Below are 18,004 nucleotides of genomic sequence, written 5' to 3'. Positions count from 1 at the left end.
ATCCGCCGCCGAAAGGTGACAAAATATTTTTGGCTTTCTCCGGCGGGCCGTCCCAAGCTCCCGCCATGAGCACCGCTCTCGACCGACTTCGTGCCATGGCCCGCGAGCGCGCCGTGGTTTCCAGTGCCGCCGCCGTGATCGGCTGGGATCAGGAGACCTACCTGCCGGATGCCGGCCACGCCTGGCGCGCGGACCAGTTGGCCTGGCTCTCGGAGAAGGCCCACGAGCTGGGCACGTCCCAGGCCTGGGGCGATGCTCTCGCCGAAGCGGAAGCCGCCAAGGCCTCCCCCGCCCTGCTGGCCGCGATGCGCCGCGATTACGACAAGGCGACCAAGCTGCCGGGAGAACTGGTGGCGCGGGAAGCGCAGGCGACCTCGCTGGGCAAGCAGGCTTGGGCGGAGGCCAGGAAGAGGTCGGACTTCGCGTCCTTCGCTCCACATCTGGAGATTCTGCTCGGCATTGCCCGGGAAAAGGCCGACCGCTGGGGCTACAAGGGCGAGGCTTACGACGCATTGTTAGATGCCTACGAGCGCGATGCGACCTCGGCCGGCATTGCCACGCTCTTCGATGCGCTGCGCCCGCGCCTGCGCGATCTGGCTGCCGCCGCGGTGGAACGCTCGAAAGCACGCAACCCGCAGCTTCCCGCCGGGCCTTATCCGATCGCCGCGCAGCAGGCCTTCAATGCCAAGGTGGCCGCGTCGCTCGGCTACGATTTCCAGGCGGGACGGATCGATACCACGACGCATCCTTTCTGCACTACCCTGGGTCCGCGCGACGTGCGACTGACCACTCGCTACGACGAGAGCGACTTCACCTCTTCCCTCTTCGGCGTGATGCACGAAGCAGGCCACGGACTTTACGAACAAGGCCTGCCGGGAGATGAATTCGGCCTGCCTTCTGGCGAAGCCGCATCATTGGGCATCCACGAGTCGCAGTCGCGGTTGTGGGAAAACCATGTCGGCCGCTCGTGGCCTTTCTGGGAGAAATGGCTGCCGGTGGCGGCGGAGCACTTCCCGCAGCTCGCCTCGGTCGAGTTGGCGGACTTCATGGCGTACGTGGCCAAGGCGGAATACAGCTTCATCCGCGTGGAGGCGGACGAGCCGACTTATGACCTGCACATCATCCTGCGCTTTGGCTTGGAGCGTCGCTTGCTCTCCGGGGAATTGGCGGTGAAGGACGTGCCGAAGGCGTGGAATGAGAGCTTCGAGGATCTCTTCGGCATGACCCCGCCGGATGACGCGCACGGCTGCCTTCAGGACATTCACTGGTCAATGGGAGGTCTCGGTTATTTCCCGACCTATACGCTGGGCAATCTCAATGCGGCGCAGCTCTTCGCCGCGGCGACAGCCGACGAAAGCATCGCGGCCGGAGTGGCGAAGGCCGAGTATGCGCCGCTGCTGGCATGGCTGCGCAAGCAGGTGCACTCCAAGGGTGCGGTGATGACTCCAGCAGAGATCATCCGCGAAGCCACGGGCAAGGAGCCTTCAGCGGAGGCGCACTTGGCTCATCTGACGCGGAGATACGTGGGATAGAAGATACGGCGGCGGCAAAATAAAATAGGTCCTATACGACGTATAGGACCTATACCAATGGTCGGGCTGCAGTTCTGCGCCCTTACTTGATCTCCATGCCGCTGGTCTTCCAGACCCACTTGGCGACCTTGCCGCCCTTGATCAGGGCCTTGGCCTGCATGGTCTTCGTGCCGAAGATGGTTTCTGCTTTGTAGGCGGCCTCACCGGTTTGATACGAGGTGCCATCCACCGTCTCCTCGGAGCCGGCCTTCCAAGCGAGCACCTGCTCGAATTTGAATTCCTTCACGGCACCGCCCTTGATGCTGTCCTGCATCACCTTGACGATGTCGGCGTCGCCCAGGGCCGCACCAGCTGGCGGAGCGGCGGGTTCCGGTTCCGGAGCGGGGGCCGGGGTCGGTGCAGGGGCAGGCTCGGGATCCACCTTCGCAACCGGCGGCTCAGGCTCGGGAGCCGGGGTCGGCGCGGGCTCGGGATCCACCTTCGCAACCGGCGGTGGCTCGGGAGCCGGGGTCGGCGCGGGAGTTGGGACCGGGTCTACTTTGGGCAGGGCTGGCGGCGGAGCCGTCTCAGTCGTCTTTCCTCCGTCCTGCGTGATCGTGGTCACGCGTTCCTTCGTCTGATTGTAGGAAATCAGGTTCGGGGAGATCTTCGGCTCGAACACGTAGCCCGCCCCAGCGGCGGCAGCGACGCATAGCATCGGGAAGAAATACTTCATCTTGTTGGCCCATACGTAGGATTTCCTGCCGCCCTTTGGCCAGATTATTTCCTAGCCCCGGAGGGCTCGCGGCGAGGCCGCGACCAAGGGCCCTGCCGGCCGGGCTTGCGAAGCCCGTCACAAACCTAACTTCATATCAATCAAACACATGGAAAACCCGGCGTTTTGGTGGTTCATTTTTCTGCCACCGCGCTTGGCCCGCCGGTGCTGCGGCGCTTAGCCTGCCCCCATGCCACGGCTTTTCCTCTTGGACGGGATGGCGCTCGTTTACCGGGCCCACTTCGCCTTCATCCAGAATCCCATCCGCAATTCCAAGGGGATCAATACTTCCGCGCTCTACGGCTTCACCAACACCCTGCTGACCATCCTCGAAAAGGAGAAGCCGACCCACCTCGGCGTGGCCTTCGATACTCACGCGCCGACGCCCCGGCACGTAAAGTTCCCCGCCTACAAGGCGCAGCGCGATGAGATGCCGGAGGAACTGGCCGCCGCGATCCCGAATGTGAAACGGCTCTGCCAAGCCTTCCACATTCCCCTGCTGGAGATCGATGGCTATGAGGCGGACGACCTGATCGGCACCCTGGCCAAGCGCGCCGAGCCGGCGGGCTTCGAGACCTACATGGTCACGCCGGACAAGGATTTCGCCCAGCTCCTGAGCCCCACTACCTTCATGTGGAAGCCGGGCAAGAAGGGTTCCGAGCACGAGATCATCGGCGTGGAGCAGCTCCCGGAAATCTGGGGCGTGAAGAGCCCGCACGAGATCATCGACCTGCTCGGCCTGATGGGCGACACAGTGGACAACATCCCCGGTGTCCCCGGCATCGGCCCGAAGACCGCGCAAAAGCTGATCGCCGACTTTGGCTCGGTGGAGAATCTGCTGGCGAACCTCGGCAAGCTGAAAGGCAAGCAGAAGGAGAACCTGGAAGCCCATGCCGACAATGCACGGCTATCGAAGGATCTCGCCACCATCATCATCGATGCGCCGCTCGAGGTGAGCTGGGAGGATCTCGAGCTCTCCTCCCGCGATGACGAAGCGGTGAAGGCGCTCTTTACCGAGTTCGAGTTCCGCTCGCTGACCAAGCGGCTCTTTCCCGGCGCGGCCGATACCGCCGCCCCGGCAGGCGAAAGTTCGTCGGAGGCTGCTACTCCGACTCAGACGATCTTCGAGACCTTCAAGAAGATCGCCGAGGTTCCTCATAGCTACCATCTTGCGGATACCGCGGAAAAGCAGGTTGAGCTCTTCGCCCTCCTCGCAAAGCAGGACGCCTTCTGCTTCGATATCGAGACTACCTCGCTCGACCGCTTCGAGGCGAAGCTGCTGGGCGTGGCCTTCTCCTGGCAGAACCACGAGGGATGGTATCTCCCCTACTCCGCGGATCTCTTCGAGCCGCTCAAGGCTGCACTCACCGGCAAGGCGCAGAAGACCGGGCACAACCTGAAGTATGATCTCTCGGTGCTGCATCATCATGGCATCGAGGTCGAAGGCCCCTTCTTCGATAGCATGCTGGCGCACTCGCTGGCCTTCCCGGACCAGCGGCATACCATGGACTATGTCAGCGAGACCATGCTCGGCTATTCGCCGATCAAGCTGGCGGACATCGCGAACTCGAATCTCCAGCCAGCCCTTCCCGCGGCACCCAGCGACGATCTCTTCAGCTTGGCGGAGACCAAAAAGAGCTCGAAGGAGTTCGATGTCTCCTCGATCCCCTTGGAAGTCCTCGCCGAGTATGCGGCGGAGGATGCCGATGTGACCTGGCAGATTGCCGCGAAAATCCGGCCTCTGTTGGACGGCCAGGAGAAGGTCTGCGATGAGATCGAATGTCCCCTCCTTCCTGTGCTGGTGCGGATGGAGATGGAAGGCATCGCGATCGATCCCGCGGCCTTGGTGGAGATCAGCGGGCAATTGCAACAGCGGATCAACGAGCTTTCGGTCTCAATCGCCAAGCATGCCGGGCGGCCTTTCAACCTGAACTCACCCAAGCAGCTCGGGGAGATTCTCTTCAATGAGCTCGGCCTGGCCGACAAGGCGAAGAAGACGAAGACCGGGCAGTTCAAGACGGATGAAGCCACGCTGGCTTCACTCGCCGGCAAACACCCGATGATCGACGAGATCCTCGAGTATCGCGAGGCGACCAAGCTCAAGGGCACCTATCTCGATGCGCTGCCGCAGCACATCGTGAAGGAGACGGGAAGAATCCACACCCAGTTCCACCAGCTCGTGGCAGCTACCGGGCGCTTGGCTTCCACCGATCCGAACCTGCAGAACATTCCGATCCGCACCGAGATGGGGCGCCAGATCCGCAAGGCCTTCGTGCCGCGCGAGGGCTTCACGCTGCTGTCCTGCGACTACTCGCAAATCGAGCTGCGGGTGATGGCAGCGCTCGCTGCAGATGCCTCGATGAGCGAGGCCTTCCGCGAGAACCGCGATATTCACACCGCCACCGCCGCCAAGGTCTGGGGCGTGGCCGAGGGCGAGGTCACCCGCGAGCAACGCAGCGGCGCAAAAATGGTGAACTTCGGAATCATCTACGGTATCTCAGCCTTCGGTCTGAGCCAGCGCTTGAACATTCCGCGCGGCGAGGCTGCGGAGATCATCGACAACTATTTCAAGCAGTATCCGGCGATCAAGGAGTTCATGGACCGCACCATCCAGGAAGCGCGCATGAGCGGCTATGTGGAAACCTTGTGCGGCCGACGCCGCTACTTCCCGGACCTCACGTCCGGCAACCAGACCATCCGTGGCAATGCCGAGCGTGCCGCGATCAACACCCCGATCCAAGGCAGCTCCGCGGACATGATCAAGCTGGCGATGATCCGGATCGATGGGCTGCTGCGCGAGGGAGCTTACAAGACGAAGATGCTACTGCAGGTGCACGACGAACTCGTTTTCGATCTCGCACCGGAGGAGCAGTCCGAACTCGTGCCGAGGATCCTCGACGCCATGCAGACCGCCCTACCCCTCCCCGGCGACGTGCCGATACTCGTTGAGCACGGCACGGGGACCAACTGGCTTGCGGCGCACTGAGGTAGCGGAACGGCGCAGCCGTTCCGCTACGTGACTCACTTCGGCCCGCGCAGCTTCAGCGCTGCCTCCGTCCGCGATCTCACGTGCAGCTTCGCGTAGATCCGCTTCAGGTGCCATCTGACGGCCTCGATCGTCACGGAGAGGCGGTCGGCGATCTCCTTGTTGATGAAGCCCTCCGCCACCAATTCCAGAACCTCGCGCTCACGCGCAGTCAAATTCTCCACTTCCTCCGCGACGGTCGATTGGTCGCGGAAATGCAGGATCACCTTGCGGGCGATCTCACCGCTCATCGGAGCACCGCCCTGCTGAACGTCGCGGATCGCGGTGAGCACCTGCTCCGGCGCAGCCCGCTTCAGGAGGTAGCCTGAGGCCCCATTGCGCAGCGCGCTGAAAATCCGGTCAGGATCCTCATACACCGTGACCATGATGATCTGCACTTCCGGCAGCAGCTTCTTGAGCTTGGCGGCGCATTCGATGCCGGACATCCCGGGAAGCTGGATGTCCATCAGCACCACCTCCGGCGCGTGCTTGGGCAGCTGCACCAGCGCCTTCTCCGCAGTGTCGCACACGCAGACGCAGCGGTAATCCGGAGAGAGATCGATAATGGTGGCCAGGCCCTCGCGGGTGGTCTTGCTGTCTTCGACGATACCGATCTTGGTCATGGGTTGATCCTTTCCAGTGGCAGGCTGAATTCGACTGTGGTGCCGCCACCCGGGTTGCTGCTGATACGGCAGTGGCCGCCGAGTTTCTCCATTCTTTCCTGCATCCCCACAAGCCCGTCGCTGCCCGGCTTGGTCTCTGCGGGGTCGAGGCCGCAGCCGTCGTCGGCGAGCGAGACCGTGAGGATCCGGTCTGCCACTCCGATGGCGAGCCGCACTTCGCGGGCCTGCGAATGCCTGACAATATTATTCAGGGCTTCCTTGAATGCGAGGAAGATGTCGTGGCGCTGATGGGATCCGATCGGGTGCTCCGCGACCGATTCCGCGATCTGGAGGCGGCAGGTGATTCCCGCAATCCCCAGGAAACGCTGTGCGAAAAGCGAGAAGTAGCCGGCGAGATCGGTCACCGAATCGTAGCGCGGATTCACCGCCCAGACGATCTCGTCCAGGCCGGTCACCAGAGCGCGGCAGACCTCGGCCAATTGATCGAGGTAGCCATCCTTTTTCTCTGCGGGGACACCGGGGTTTTTCACCAGCGAGGTGAGGATGCCGGCCTCGGTAAGTCCCGCGCCCAGCTCATCGTGAAGGTCATGCGCCACGCGGGTCCGCTCCTTCTCGATCTCGCGGTATCGCTCAGCAGCCTCGCGCTCCTCGATCTCGGCGGCGAGCTGCTTGCCGCGCTGGGCCACGGTGCGCCGCAGCAGCGAGACCCACACCAGCGCCAGCAGCAGACCGCCGGAAAGAATCGCGATCGCCGCAATCGTATGCCGCAGGGTCCACCACGGACCACGCTGCAGGACCACCAGGTCCGCAGCGCTATCCAAGAGCAGCTCGAAGGGTTCCGCGGCGGCCACTCCCGGCCTGCTGGAGACCGCGCTCGCATAAGTCCCGGTGAGACGCAACAGACTGCCGCGCTCAATCGGCTTCGTCTCGCCACCCGCCACGGCCGCCGCCGCCAAGCGCGCCACGAAACGCTGCGGCCCCGCCTGCATTTCCAGGATGCGCTCGTCTTGGCGCAGCGTGTCGCTGAGCAAGCTGGCCTCGACCATCACACGCGTGGAGTCCAGGCGAGGATTCGGGAAGGCCTTGCCTTCAATTTTGTTTGCCGCCGGCACCGCCGCAGTGCCGGTCTTGCGCACATCCGCCTCCATCAACATCGGCGAGGGCCCGCCGATCCGCGGAAAGCCAGCGGCCTCCACTTGGTCACCGGCATGCAGCGGCACGGCATCGCGGCCGAAGATCCGAAAGCCCCGCGCACCATCCCACAGGAAATACTCCGGTGGCCGCGCGTGCAGCACCACCCCAGTCACCCTGACCCGCTTGAAGACCACCGGGTGCGAGATGAAAAGCAGAAGATCGGAAGCCTGCATCGGCTCCGCGGCATAGGGGTCCACAGGCGCCGGTTCATCCACCGACATCGTCGCATTGCCCATCTGACAGATCCCCGCGTTCACCCGCCCGTAGCTATCCCAGTTCGCGGTGAAGACCCCGCGGATGCGGACGACGCTGCCTGGCAGAGCGGACATCTCCTCCGCAGTCATCCGGTGGGTCGGCAGCGGATAGGAGAGATTGTCGTTGATCTGCACCTTGCCATCGCGAGTGAGCAGCACCATCTGCCTGAGCGAGGCGGAGACCACCACGCCTTCGAGCTCGACCCACTCGGCATCCATCCCGCCGCTGGCAATCTGTTCCCATGAGGGCCGCGCCGCTTCCGGCATCGCGGCACTGCCGAGATACCGCGCACGTTCGGCATAGATCATCGGCGAGAAATCCCCGGGATCCGTCGGGCCCTCGACCTCCCAAAACTCACCCGGCCGCGGCTGGACATTGCCGCTGGGTGCCGAGTAGCGGATGAAGACGCCGCCGCTGGCGTCTTGGAGCACCAACACATCCTGCGAGGACATGACCACCACCCCGCGGATCCGCGCGCGGCGCTTGCGCGCCTGCTCCGGCTGCAGGCGCCGGATCTGGTCCGCGCGCGTCAGCAACTCAACCTGGCCCGTGGAGTCGCCCCTGAGCTCAAGGTCACGGCCATCCACGACGATGATGCCCTCCGCCCGGCCGATCCCTTTCAGCATCACATGCTGGCGTAACAAGCGCTGCGGCAACTCCCGCGTGCCATCGAGCACCGTGACATGGAAGGAGGCGTCAGGTCCGCTGACATCAAGTTCGAGATGCCCGCCCACCCGGGCCGCGAAGGTTACATTCCCCTCCGCACTGACCCACGCGCCGGCTCCGGGAGCCATCGACGGATTCCATGCTTGTGGCTGCGGAACTTCGACAGCAACCGCTTCGACCGAAATGCGGGACTGCGGTTTGCCGATGTAGAATCTCGAACCGTCGTCCGACGAGAGACGAAAGGTATAAATCCCAGTCTTGGGAATCCTCATCCGGCCGCTGAAAGCGAGGCCCACTTGGCTCGGCTGCGGTCGCACCGAGATATCGAGATCCTTGACGATCCCACCGCCGACCGCCTTTACCTCGTCGAAGTCGGCGACCCCGAGCCACCAGTCCCGCGTGAAGACCTCATAGCGAAGCCCGGGCGCTTGGGTGCCGTTGTTGTCATCGTGAACCCACGATGATGCCGGCACCTGCTGGTGAGGCACTCCCGGACCTTCATACTCGAGCTTCAACTCGGCGAGATTGAGACCATTGAACCACTCGACCCGCACCGGCTGAAGCCCTTCTTCGAGGTACACCGGGGCATCGCGGGTGATCGTCGCGTGATGACCATCGACTTCAATCAGCGGACCGGAATCCACTTGGATCGCAAAGCGGTCGCGGGACAAACGGCTGCCGTTGGCGTCGATGATCACGCTGCTGCCCACAGCAAGATCCGGCGGCAAGATCGGGCACTCTAACAGAAGCGTCGAGCTCTCATCCTGGATCGCCAGGAGACGCCGGTCGGCGCTCACCGCACAGACCTTGGCCGCGAGGCGGAAGTTGGCATTCGCCACCACGCCCTTCGCCAGCGAATCACTGAAGCCCGCGAGCGTCAGCGGCCGCTCTTCTTGCGCGAAGCCCGAAGACCAAGGAATAAGCATGAGACATGCAGCCACGAAGCAGCCCCGCCAATAGCGGCACGGCAGGAGATCAGGGCTTGGATTGCTCGCTCGCATGCACTCGTGGTGGCAACAACCGCGTTGCATCATACCCGGCCCGCTGAGGGAAGGAAATCGAATGCGAATCGGCGGCATCAATGGATAGGGGGGGATTTCTACCACCCTGGGTAGTGGCGGGATAGCACGAACTCCTCTACGCTGCGCAGTTATCCCCGGATACCCTGCGATTCTAACTAACCCTATGATCGCTCCGGAGGTGAACCCAAATAGTGACCTTGTCACGCCCATGAAACAAACCCAACCCAACAGGACCAACCTCCGTCGGCAGATCGCATCTGCCATCCCCCTCACACTCCCTCTCTTGGCTGGCACCGCTTCGGCCACGGACTTCCCGATCGGCGTTAACTTCTCCGAGAATGCCGCCTATCTACTAGGTGCCACGGAAAGCGCCGGCGCTCCAACTTATGAGCAGACCAACTGGAATAACCGCGGCCGCTGGGGCAATGCCGGAACACTCAATGACAATACCGGAACCGCCACCGCGGTGACCCTGAAGTGGGACGCCACCGGCCTCTGGAACACCAATGCGAACGAGGCCCTCGGCGGTAACCACAAGCTGATGAAGGGCTACCTCGATTCGAACGGTGCCGCCATCAACGCTGCCTTCGACGGTGTCTTTGGCAACAGCGACGACAAGCCGGACTGCCTGCTCACCGGTCTCGACACCTGGATGGCCGCCAAGGGACTCACCTCCTATAGCGTGGTGATTTACTCGGACGGCGATACCGCCACCGGCACCCGCGGCTCCTTGTTCTGGCTCGCCGCGACCGATAGCTCCAATCCCGTCAACGGAGACCCCGGCCTGGGACCCGATATCACCAGCCGGGTGGAGGTCATCGACAACTCGAACTGGGGCACCACACCCACCTTCACCAAGGTGACAGGCACCTCCGGCGCGGGCAACTACACCGTCTTCTCCAATCTCACCGCGCCGTCCTTCTATCTGCGCGCTGAAGAAGCCGGCACGGACAAAATCCGCGCCACCATCAATGCAATCCAGATCATCGGCACCGACCAGACGGTGATCGTGGATACCGATGGCGACGGCCTGCCTGATTCCTGGGAAAGCAATTACGGCCTGAACCCGAACGACAACGGTAGCATCGACCCCAAAAACGGCCCGAACGGCGACCCGGACGGCGACACCCTCACCAACCTGCAGGAATACAACGGTGGGGTAGATGGCACGAGCCCGATCAATACCGACAGCGACGGCGATGGCCTGAGCGATCTGGACGAAAAAACCGTCTATCACACCAAGGGCAACAAGGTGGATACCGATGGCGATGGCCTGCCGGATGGCTGGGAGGTCACCAACAACTTCGACCCGACCGACCCAGGCACCGGCAATGTGGTCAACGGAGCCAATGGCGATCCCGACAATGACGGTTCGCCCAACTCCCAAGAGTATACACGCAAGACCGACCCGCGTGACTCCGACTCCGACGACGACACCGTGCTTGATGGCGCGGAAACCGGCACCGGCATCTGGGTCAGTGCTGCATCTCGCGGTACCAATCCCCTCAAGGCCGACAGCGATAGCGATGGCTTCCGGGATGATCAGGAAATCCCCGGCACCTACGTGGCCGGTGTGAGCCCCGGCACCGATCCCAACAAGACCGACAGCGATGGCGACGGCACCACCGACCGCTGGGAATTCCTGCTCGGTACTGATCCCAGCCAAGCCTCGTCCAACCAGCCCACGGTCGCAGTGGCCAACCACGGCTTTGAGCTGCCGACGACAGCCACCTACATCCAAGGTGTGCCGGACAGCTGGACCAAGGCGAACGCACCTGACCTCGGCGATACCTTCGTGGAAAACATCGCCTCGGTTGGCATGACCGGTGGTGAGGGCACGCAGTTCATCGGCATCGAGCAGATCGACGGCTACATCTATCAGGATACCGGCGTGGCCTTCGCGCCGAATACGACCTACCTCGTGGACATCGCCGGCGGTTACCGCAATGGCTACGCCACCGGCATCGTCGAATTCGGCCTCTTCTCCAGCGCGGCGATTGGCACCGAGCTGCACACCGTGCCGGGCAAGATGAACCTGAACAACACCCTGCCTGCCTCTGGCAGCCCGGATGCGGACAACGCGATCAACAAGATCCGTGATGCCAGCGCCATCTCCAGCGTCGGCTTCGGCGGCTTGGCCCAGGCCTACGCCTTGGTGACCGGTGCCACTCCACCCGCGGGGAACATCGCCGTCTATGTGCGCCACAAGACCGGTGGTCGCGTGATCGTGGACAATGTCCGCATCATCGCCGTGCCGAACTCGCTGGACTCCGACAGCGATGGCCTGCCCGATGCTTGGGAACTTGCCAACCGTTTGGATCCCAAGAGCGCCACGGGCGACAACGGACCCAATGGCGATCCGGACTTCGACGGCTATACCAACGCCGACGAACTGCTGTCCGGCTCCAATCCCGCGGACATCAACAGCGTGCCATCACCACCGGTGGTGAGCAGCTCCGGCTTCAATGGCGGGAGCTTCCAAGTGACTATCACCGGATTGATCGCCTCCAAGAGCTATCAATTGAAGCGCAGTGCCGCGCTGAATAACGACTTCGCCGCAGTGGGAGCCCCCTTCACGGGAGCGGCCTCGCACGTCTTTGTCGATCCCGCGCCGCCGGCGACACGAGCCTTCTACCGGGTTGAAGAAGTTCCCTGATCCGGGGACGGTAACAAGAGGCGGCCATCCCGGGTGGGGTGGCCGCTTTTTTTGTTAGCAGTCGGGGATCAGAGGAACATCCCGCCGGATGCCTCCAGCCGCTGGGCATTCACCCAGCGTCCCTCTTCCGAGCAGAGGAAGGCGACCACACCGCCGATGTCATCCGGCACGCCGACGCGGCCCAAGGCGGTCTGTGCCGAGAGCATCTCCCGCACGCCCTCGTGCGCCAGATGGCCAGCCGTGAAGTCGGTCTCGATCGCTCCCGGTGCGATGACGTTCACTCCGATGCGGCGCGAGCCGAGTTCCTTCGCAAGATAGCGAGCCAACACTTCAATCGCGCCCTTCATCGCACCATAAGCCGAGTAGCCGGGGATCGCGAAGCGCGCCAGACCGCTGGAGGTGCAGACGATCCGTCCGCCATCCGCAATCAGGGGCAGCAGCCGCTGGGTGAGAAAATAGACGCCCTTGAAGTGGACGTTGTAGAGGCGGTCGAAGTTCTCCTCTGTCATTTGCGCGAAGGGCGCGGAGGAATCGATGCCCGCATTGTTCAGCAGGAAGTCGAAGGACTCACGCTGCCAGGTCGCGGCCAGTGCGGCGCGCAGATCATCGGCGAAACGAGCGAAGCCACCGGTGTCCGCCACATCGAGTTGCAGCAGCACCGCCTTGCGGCCGAGTGCTTCGATCTCCGCGGCCACAGCCTCGCCGTCGGACTTGCGCTCGCGGTAGGTGAGGACGATGTCCGCCCCGCGGCCGGCGAGAGCAAGGGCGATATTCCGGCCAAGGCCACGGCTACCACCGGTGACGAGGGCGATCTTGTTCGAGAGGTTCATGGGATTGAATGGGGTATCGGGGTTCTTGGGGCTTCTCTTCAATAAGCGCTAGCGGTGGGACGAACAATGATCTCGTTCACGTCCACTTCGCCGGGTTGCTCGATCGCAAAGGCAATCGCGCGGGCAATCGCATCCGCGGGAATGGCCACCTCGCGGAAGCCATCGATGAACTTGGCCGTGTCTTCATGCGTAATGGTGTGGGCCAGCTCGGAGGTGGTCACACCGGGCGAGATCACCGTCACCCGGATGTCCGTGTTCTCCTGGCGCAGGCCCTCGGAGATCGCGATCACCGCATGCTTGGTGGCACTGTAGACCGCGCAACTCGGCCAGACCAGGTGCCCCGCGATCGAGGAGACGTTGATCACTTGTCCGGAGCCTTGCTTCTTCATCACCGGAAGCGCTGCGGCGATGCCGTGGAGCACGCCGCGGATGTTCACGTCGATCATCCGGTTCCACTCGTCGATCTTGAGAGCTTCGAGAGGAGAGAGCGGCATCACGCCGGCGTTGTTCACGATGACGTCGATGCGGCCGAACTTCTCCAGCGCGAGCCCGGCAAAGGCGCGCACATCATCGAGGTCGGTCACATCCAGCGAGCTGAACTCGACGGTGCCACACTCGGCATTGAGTTGCGTGGCCAGGGCTTCGAGACGATCGGTGCGGCGCGCGCCGATCACCAGGCGGTGACCCTTGCGGGCGAGGTGGCGGGCAGTGGCTTCGCCGATGCCACTGCTGGCGCCGGTGATCAGGACAACTTTTGATTCGGGGTTCATGTTTTTCGTTGGTTTGGGAGGAGCGCGCTCACCGCGTTTCCATGATTCAACCGTATCCAGAGCGGCGCTTCTGCGATAGACCCGATGAACCGAAATGATTGCACGATCCTACGAAGCCCCGGATTTCCATTGCACGATTCACCCACTCTATTGCCTATTTCTCCCATGAGCACCAACAGCACCTCAAAAAGGGCCATGCCATTCCACGAGCCGATCGAATCACCGCGCGATACCCGCCTCGTCGATCTCCTCGGGCAACTTGCGCAGGGCGAGGGCTACAGTCTCTCACGTTTGCCGGGGGTCAAGTTCATGCGCTCGAGCTTCCCCATGATGCGCACCAAGGTCTCCTATGACCCTAGTATTGTGATCGTGGCTCAGGGGCGGAAGCGCGGCTACATCGGTGAGCAGATCTACACCTACGACGCGAACCACTACCTGGTGCTCTCCGTTCCCCTGCCCTTCGAGTGTGAGACCCTAGCCTCGCCGGATGGTCCTCTGTTAGGCATCTCCATCGGTGTCACGCCCGGTGTGATCACCGAGATCATGATGGAGATGGAGAAGGCCCCGCCGATCCCGATGGGCAAGCCGCAGGCGATCCGCTCCAATCCGCTCGATGACCGTCTCTACGATGCGGTGGTGCGTTTGGTCGACACCCTCGGCCATGCCGATGAAGCAAAGATCCTCGGTCCGCAGATCGTCCGCGAGATCCTCTACCGCGTGCTCTGCCATGAGGAGGCGGGCACACTGCGAGCACTCGCCGCACCGCACACCCACTTCGGCCAGATCAGCCGCGCCCTGCACCGCATGCATGCGGAGTATGCCACCCCCATGGACATGGCCACGCTGGCGGCTGAGGCTGGCATGAGCGTCTCCACCTTCCACGCCCACTTCAAGGCCGTCACCAGCTCACCTCCCCTCCAGTATCTGAAGAGCATCCGCCTTCACCGCGCACGCCTGCTCATGGTCAACCAAGGCGAGACCGCCAGCAGCGCCTCACGCCTTGTCGGCTACGAGAGCGCCTCGCAGTTCAATCGCGAGTTCAAGCGCTTCTTCGGCGACACCCCCGCCGCGGTGGCGGAGGAGATGCGGCGGAACTTGATCAATCTGGCGTGATTGGAGTCTCGCGCCATCCACTGACACTGGAAGCAGCTTCACATCTTGTAATCGCACCGCGCCGGGAAACCGTCATCCTCCGCCAACCATGAGCTTCTTCGACTTCTTCTTCCCTGAGCAGGCACAAGCGAGCCACCTCCGCAACATCGCCGAGACCCAAAGCCTGCGAGCACACCAAGATGGTCAGAACCGCTTCCGTGAAGAACGTGAACGCCGCTGGGAAAGCTCACGCAGCCAAGACCTCGAACGGCGGGTGGAGGAGTTGGAGAATGACCTCGGCCAAGCAGGGCTGATCATCGAGTCCCTGCTACAATTGCTAGAGGAGAAGGGCGTTCTCAAACGCGATGAAGTCGCCAAGCGCGCCATCGAAGTCGACCTGGCTGATGGCGTGCGGGATGGCAAGCTGACATCTCCCACCGACGCTGCCCACTCCCGCCCTTTCCTCCCCCACCGCAAGTGGGACGAAGCGAAATAGGCCCCAAAGGGGCGTCCTATGGAGTGCGGCGGCACGACGCCGCTCTGGCTTGGTGTCGATGCCGCTACGATTGGTGGCCACGAACGAGCAAAGGAAGTCCGCCCGAAGCGAAAGCGGCGTCGTGCCGCCGCACTCCATAGGACGCCTAGGACACCGGGGATGTTCCTCAGGTCAAGCCCCGCGCATCAGCGAGATCTCCGCCAGGCTCACCAAGCTCCGCCACAGTTCTTCCCGCGGCATCGTCTTGAGCTGGTCGACCTGCACCGCCCGCTCCAGCGTGAAACGCCCGGAACGGGTCCGGCGCAACGCGCTGAGGTGCGCTCCGCAACCGAGCTTCGCGCCGATGTCATGCGCGTAGGTACGGACGTAGAAACCCTTCGAGCAGTTCACCGTGAAATCAATCTCCGGCAGCTCGATACGATGAACCTCGTACTTCATCACCGTCACCGGCCGCGGCGCACGCTCGACCTCCTGGCCCTTGCGCGCCAGCTTGTAGAGCGGCACACCATCCTTCTTGATCGCGGAAACCATCGGCGGGATCTGCTCGAAGGCCCCGGTGAACTCACCGAATGCCGCATCGACCTGAGCCGCCGTGAAGGCCGCCACTTCCTTCTCTTCCAGAACATCACCCTGGCGATCCTGGGTGGAGGTCGTCTTGCCGAGTGTCAGCGTGCCCTCATACTCCTTGTCCTCGCTCATCAGCAGGTCCTGGATCTTGGTGGCGCGTTCCACCACCAGCATCAGCAGGCCCGTGGCCATCGGGTCCAGGGTGCCGCAGTGGCCAATCTTCTTGGTGCCCAGGGCGCGGCGGGCAATGGCGACCACGTCGTGCGAGGTCATGTCGGGAGCCTTGTCCACCAGCAGCACGCCGCTGGGAACTACAAGCCCGGGGTTCGGTCGATTCATGTATCAGTAAGTAAAAATCAATTGCCGTTGCCGGGCATCGCTGCCTGCACGGCAGCCAACACCCGCTGCTTGGCTTCGGCCATCGGCCCGGCCATGCGGATGCCCGCAGCCAGGGCGTGACCACCGCCGCCGAATTGGCTGCAGACCTCGCTGGCATCCACCTTCGGATCCTTCGAGCGCATCGAAACGCGGATCTTGCCGTCGGAGAGCTCCTCGAAGAACAGCGCCACGGTCACGCCTTCGATGGCACGGATCATGTCGATCAGGCCCTCGCTATCCTCCGGCTTCAGGCCCAGCTCATCGCGCGTGGCCATCGTCAGTTCCCAGTGCGCGATGTGATTGCCACCGGTCAGTTCCAGCGTGTTGAGCAGCGCCCGGGTGAGCTGGATCCGGCGATAGGGGTGGCTGTCGTAGGTCAGCGAATTGATCCGCCCCACATCCAGCCCGCGACGGATCAAATCCGCCGCCATCAGGTAGGTGTCCGCCGTTGTCGAGGGATACTGGAAGGAGCCCGTATCGGTCGATACCGCCACGTAGATCGCATCGCGCGTCGCCGGGGTCAGCGGCAGGTTCAGCGCGGTGATCAGCTTGTAAAGAATCTCCCCAGTCGCCGGGCTGCTGGAGTCGATGTGGTTCACATCGCCGTAGCGCGGGTTCGACTTGTGGTGGTCGATGTTGATCCAGACTTTCGCCTTCGAGGCGGCATGCAGTGAGGCCTCGCCAAGCCGCGGCTTGGTCGCGGTATCGAGCGCGATCGCCACTTCTACATCCAGCGGCTCTGCGGGCGGCAGTTCGATCCGCTCCGAGCTCGGCAGGAAAGCCAGGTTATCCGGCAGCCCGTCGTCATTGATCATCCGCACCTTGTTGCCCGCGGCTTCAAGCGCGAGGCCAAGTGCGAGTTGCGAGCCGATGGCATCGCCATCCGGCCGCACATGGCTCATGATTACGAAGGAGTCGTAACGCGCGAAAATTTCGCCGATCTGCTGGTAGGTCGCGTTTTCGGGCATGATGCGTCAGTCCCGCCGTCCGCGGGGGCGGCGATTCTCACGAGGAAATGCCCGGGCGCAAGGACAAAGGCAGCCCACACAGCGCCTGTGCGGGCGGAGCATTTGTGGTAGCCGGCGGCACCTTGGGCCCCCGGGAAGGGCTCCAATCAGCCTCGCTCTTTCCCACCTTCCGCGGCATCTGCCTCCCCGCCCGGAGCTAGCGGTGTCATGAGCAAATTCCGGGCGAGGAGACCTGCCTACGGGGGGAGAGCAGATTCCACCCAGCCAGGGGAAGTCCCGCTAGCTGAGCGTCCGAGCTTAACATCATCCTACGCCACCCGCCTACCCCCCAAAGTACGGGAGTCCCCTCCAGCTCACGCCGGATCCGCTTGATCGCCGCCATCCCCATTCCTCAGCCGCGCGATCAACTGGGTCTGCGAGTGAACGCCGAAGTGCTTGAAGATCTGCTTGATGTAGTCATTCACCGTGTGCAGCGACAGCACCAGATCCGCCGCGATCTCCTTCCGTGCCCGGCCTTGGACCAGTTGGTTGAGAATCAGGCGGCAGCGCGGCGGCAGCTTCGGAATATCGTTCGCCTGCGGGTGCGGCACGCTCTCTTCGTGCAGCCACGGCACGCCGGTAAGGACGATGTGGGCGATCCGGGCTTCGCGCGGCGTGAATTCCGGGGCAGCCACCGCCCGGTAGAATGCGCACATCGCGATCCCCTTCCCTTCCAGCGGGCGCGCACTGAGCATCAGCGGCCCGACATTGGCCTCCTGCCAGAGGGGCAATGAAGGCGAATTGAAAAAGCGCTGGTCGGGAACAATCTGCTGCCGGATCCGCGTGACCTGGGCCCCGCTTTCCATCATCGCCTGGGCAAAGGGAGCGGTCATCTCGCCGCTATCCGGATGTTCGATTGCCATCAACAGCCGGCTGATCCGCCCTTCATCGAAGCCACCACGATTCTGGACCAGATAGACCGGTTGGGCTCCCGGTTTCAACAAGGGCGAAAATGCCCATACCCAACTGTCCGCTCCGACGATCGCGGCAATCTCATCCATCAAGCGCACCCGCTTGTCATCCAGCGATCCCTCCATGGTGGCGATCTCCGCAAGAACGCGGACCACCTGAATGAAGTCGGCTTCGGTAACGGGTGAATTCTGAAGAGGCATGAGTGCAGCAGCGAGGTGGCATCCT

The 18,004-nt window shown here is 63.0% G+C and carries 13 protein-coding genes; 5 read left to right on the top strand and 8 right to left on the bottom strand.

Going from position 1 to position 18,004, the window contains the following annotated elements; all coding sequences use genetic code 11:
• Positions 1-65 precede the first annotated feature (65 nt).
• Positions 66-1,532, top strand: a complete 1,467-nt coding sequence (locus tag BV071_RS27830; protein ID WP_035614444.1) for a carboxypeptidase M32 — start codon at positions 66-68, stop codon at positions 1,530-1,532.
• Positions 1,533-1,614: 82 nt separating this feature from the next.
• Here the strand turns inward: BV071_RS27830 and BV071_RS35915 are convergent, their stop codons facing one another.
• Complete coding sequence (locus tag BV071_RS35915; protein WP_035614442.1) at positions 1,615-2,247, bottom strand: hypothetical protein; 633 nt, start codon at positions 2,245-2,247, stop codon at positions 1,615-1,617.
• A gap of 229 nt (positions 2,248-2,476) precedes the next feature.
• On the opposite strand from BV071_RS35915, the gene polA reads away from it, so the two are divergent.
• Entirely contained in the window at positions 2,477-5,272 is a 2,796-nt protein-coding gene (gene polA, locus BV071_RS27820; RefSeq protein ID WP_035614439.1) for a DNA polymerase I, read from the top strand.
• A gap of 35 nt (positions 5,273-5,307) precedes the next feature.
• Here the strand turns inward: polA and BV071_RS27815 are convergent, their stop codons facing one another.
• Together BV071_RS27815 and BV071_RS27810 are read right to left on the bottom strand one after the other, a co-directional pair.
• Positions 5,308-5,934: a response regulator transcription factor gene (locus BV071_RS27815; protein ID WP_035614437.1), complete on the bottom strand. Its 627-nt coding sequence runs from the start codon at positions 5,932-5,934 to the stop codon at positions 5,308-5,310.
• Positions 5,931-8,975 carry an ATP-binding protein gene (locus tag BV071_RS27810; RefSeq protein ID WP_035614435.1) on the bottom strand — a complete coding sequence of 1,015 codons (3,045 nt, stop codon included), beginning with the start codon at positions 8,973-8,975 and terminating at the stop codon, positions 5,931-5,933. Before BV071_RS27810 ends, BV071_RS27815 begins: the two co-directional genes overlap by 4 nt.
• Positions 8,976-9,279: 304 nt before the next feature.
• On the opposite strand from BV071_RS27810, the gene BV071_RS33845 reads away from it, so the two are divergent.
• Entirely contained in the window at positions 9,280-11,727 is a 2,448-nt protein-coding gene (locus tag BV071_RS33845) for a hypothetical protein (RefSeq protein WP_265594991.1), read from the top strand.
• 68 nt (positions 11,728-11,795) lie between these two features.
• Here BV071_RS33845 and BV071_RS27800 read toward each other — a convergent pair whose 3' ends face one another.
• Complete coding sequence (locus BV071_RS27800) at positions 11,796-12,557, bottom strand: SDR family oxidoreductase (RefSeq protein WP_035614432.1); 762 nt, start codon at positions 12,555-12,557, stop codon at positions 11,796-11,798.
• 38 nt (positions 12,558-12,595) lie between these two features.
• Entirely contained in the window at positions 12,596-13,327 is a 732-nt protein-coding gene (locus BV071_RS27795; protein ID WP_035614430.1) for an SDR family oxidoreductase, read from the bottom strand.
• A gap of 165 nt (positions 13,328-13,492) precedes the next feature.
• Here BV071_RS27795 and BV071_RS27790 point away from each other — a divergent pair, with 165 nt between their 5' ends.
• Entirely contained in the window at positions 13,493-14,440 is a 948-nt protein-coding gene (locus BV071_RS27790; protein ID WP_265594990.1) for an AraC family transcriptional regulator, read from the top strand.
• An 88-nt stretch (positions 14,441-14,528) separates the two neighbouring features.
• Positions 14,529-14,915, top strand: coding sequence for a hypothetical protein (locus BV071_RS27785; protein ID WP_035614428.1), 387 nt, complete (start codon positions 14,529-14,531; stop codon positions 14,913-14,915).
• A 171-nt stretch (positions 14,916-15,086) separates the two neighbouring features.
• Here the strand turns inward: BV071_RS27785 and truB are convergent, their stop codons facing one another.
• The 3 genes from truB to BV071_RS34960 all read right to left on the bottom strand — a co-directional run bounded on the left by truB (position 15,087) and on the right by BV071_RS34960 (position 17,979).
• Entirely contained in the window at positions 15,087-15,821 is a 735-nt protein-coding gene (truB, locus tag BV071_RS27780; RefSeq protein ID WP_052573967.1) for a tRNA pseudouridine(55) synthase TruB, read from the bottom strand.
• 17 nt (positions 15,822-15,838) lie between these two features.
• Complete coding sequence (locus BV071_RS27775; protein WP_052573966.1) at positions 15,839-16,828, bottom strand: bifunctional oligoribonuclease/PAP phosphatase NrnA; 990 nt, start codon at positions 16,826-16,828, stop codon at positions 15,839-15,841.
• Positions 16,829-17,181: 353 nt separating this feature from the next.
• Positions 17,182-17,979: a helix-turn-helix transcriptional regulator gene (locus BV071_RS34960; protein WP_035614424.1), complete on the bottom strand. Its 798-nt coding sequence runs from the start codon at positions 17,977-17,979 to the stop codon at positions 17,182-17,184.
• Positions 17,980-18,004: the final 25 nt, after the last annotated feature.

The sequence above is a fragment of the Haloferula sp. BvORR071 genome (assembly GCF_000739615.1).
Classification (GTDB): Bacteria; Verrucomicrobiota; Verrucomicrobiia; order Verrucomicrobiales; family Akkermansiaceae; genus Haloferula.
The sequence above is the reverse complement of the archived record's forward strand: the minus strand, read 5'-3'. Positions and strand labels throughout refer to the sequence as shown.

What these genes read in the sequence shown, in the direction of transcription:
- truB (WP_052573967.1), bottom strand. Translation starts at nt 15,821, where the DNA reads ATGAATCGACCGAACCCCGGGCTTGTAGTTCCCAGCGGCGTGCTGCTG.
- BV071_RS35915 (WP_035614442.1), bottom strand. Translation starts at nt 2,247, where the DNA reads ATGAAGTATTTCTTCCCGATGCTATGCGTCGCTGCCGCCGCTGGGGCG.
- BV071_RS33845 (WP_265594991.1), top strand. Translation starts at nt 9,280, where the DNA reads ATGAAACAAACCCAACCCAACAGGACCAACCTCCGTCGGCAGATCGCA.
- BV071_RS27800 (WP_035614432.1), bottom strand. Translation starts at nt 12,557, where the DNA reads ATGAACCTCTCGAACAAGATCGCCCTCGTCACCGGTGGTAGCCGTGGC.
- BV071_RS27830 (WP_035614444.1), top strand. Translation starts at nt 66, where the DNA reads ATGAGCACCGCTCTCGACCGACTTCGTGCCATGGCCCGCGAGCGCGCC.
- BV071_RS27795 (WP_035614430.1), bottom strand. Translation starts at nt 13,327, where the DNA reads ATGAACCCCGAATCAAAAGTTGTCCTGATCACCGGCGCCAGCAGTGGC.
- BV071_RS27790 (WP_265594990.1), top strand. Translation starts at nt 13,493, where the DNA reads ATGAGCACCAACAGCACCTCAAAAAGGGCCATGCCATTCCACGAGCCG.
- BV071_RS27785 (WP_035614428.1), top strand. Translation starts at nt 14,529, where the DNA reads ATGAGCTTCTTCGACTTCTTCTTCCCTGAGCAGGCACAAGCGAGCCAC.
- BV071_RS34960 (WP_035614424.1), bottom strand. Translation starts at nt 17,979, where the DNA reads ATGCCTCTTCAGAATTCACCCGTTACCGAAGCCGACTTCATTCAGGTG.
- BV071_RS27810 (WP_035614435.1), bottom strand. Translation starts at nt 8,975, where the DNA reads ATGCTTATTCCTTGGTCTTCGGGCTTCGCGCAAGAAGAGCGGCCGCTG.
- BV071_RS27815 (WP_035614437.1), bottom strand. Translation starts at nt 5,934, where the DNA reads ATGACCAAGATCGGTATCGTCGAAGACAGCAAGACCACCCGCGAGGGC.
- BV071_RS27775 (WP_052573966.1), bottom strand. Translation starts at nt 16,828, where the DNA reads ATGCCCGAAAACGCGACCTACCAGCAGATCGGCGAAATTTTCGCGCGT.
- polA (WP_035614439.1), top strand. Translation starts at nt 2,477, where the DNA reads ATGCCACGGCTTTTCCTCTTGGACGGGATGGCGCTCGTTTACCGGGCC.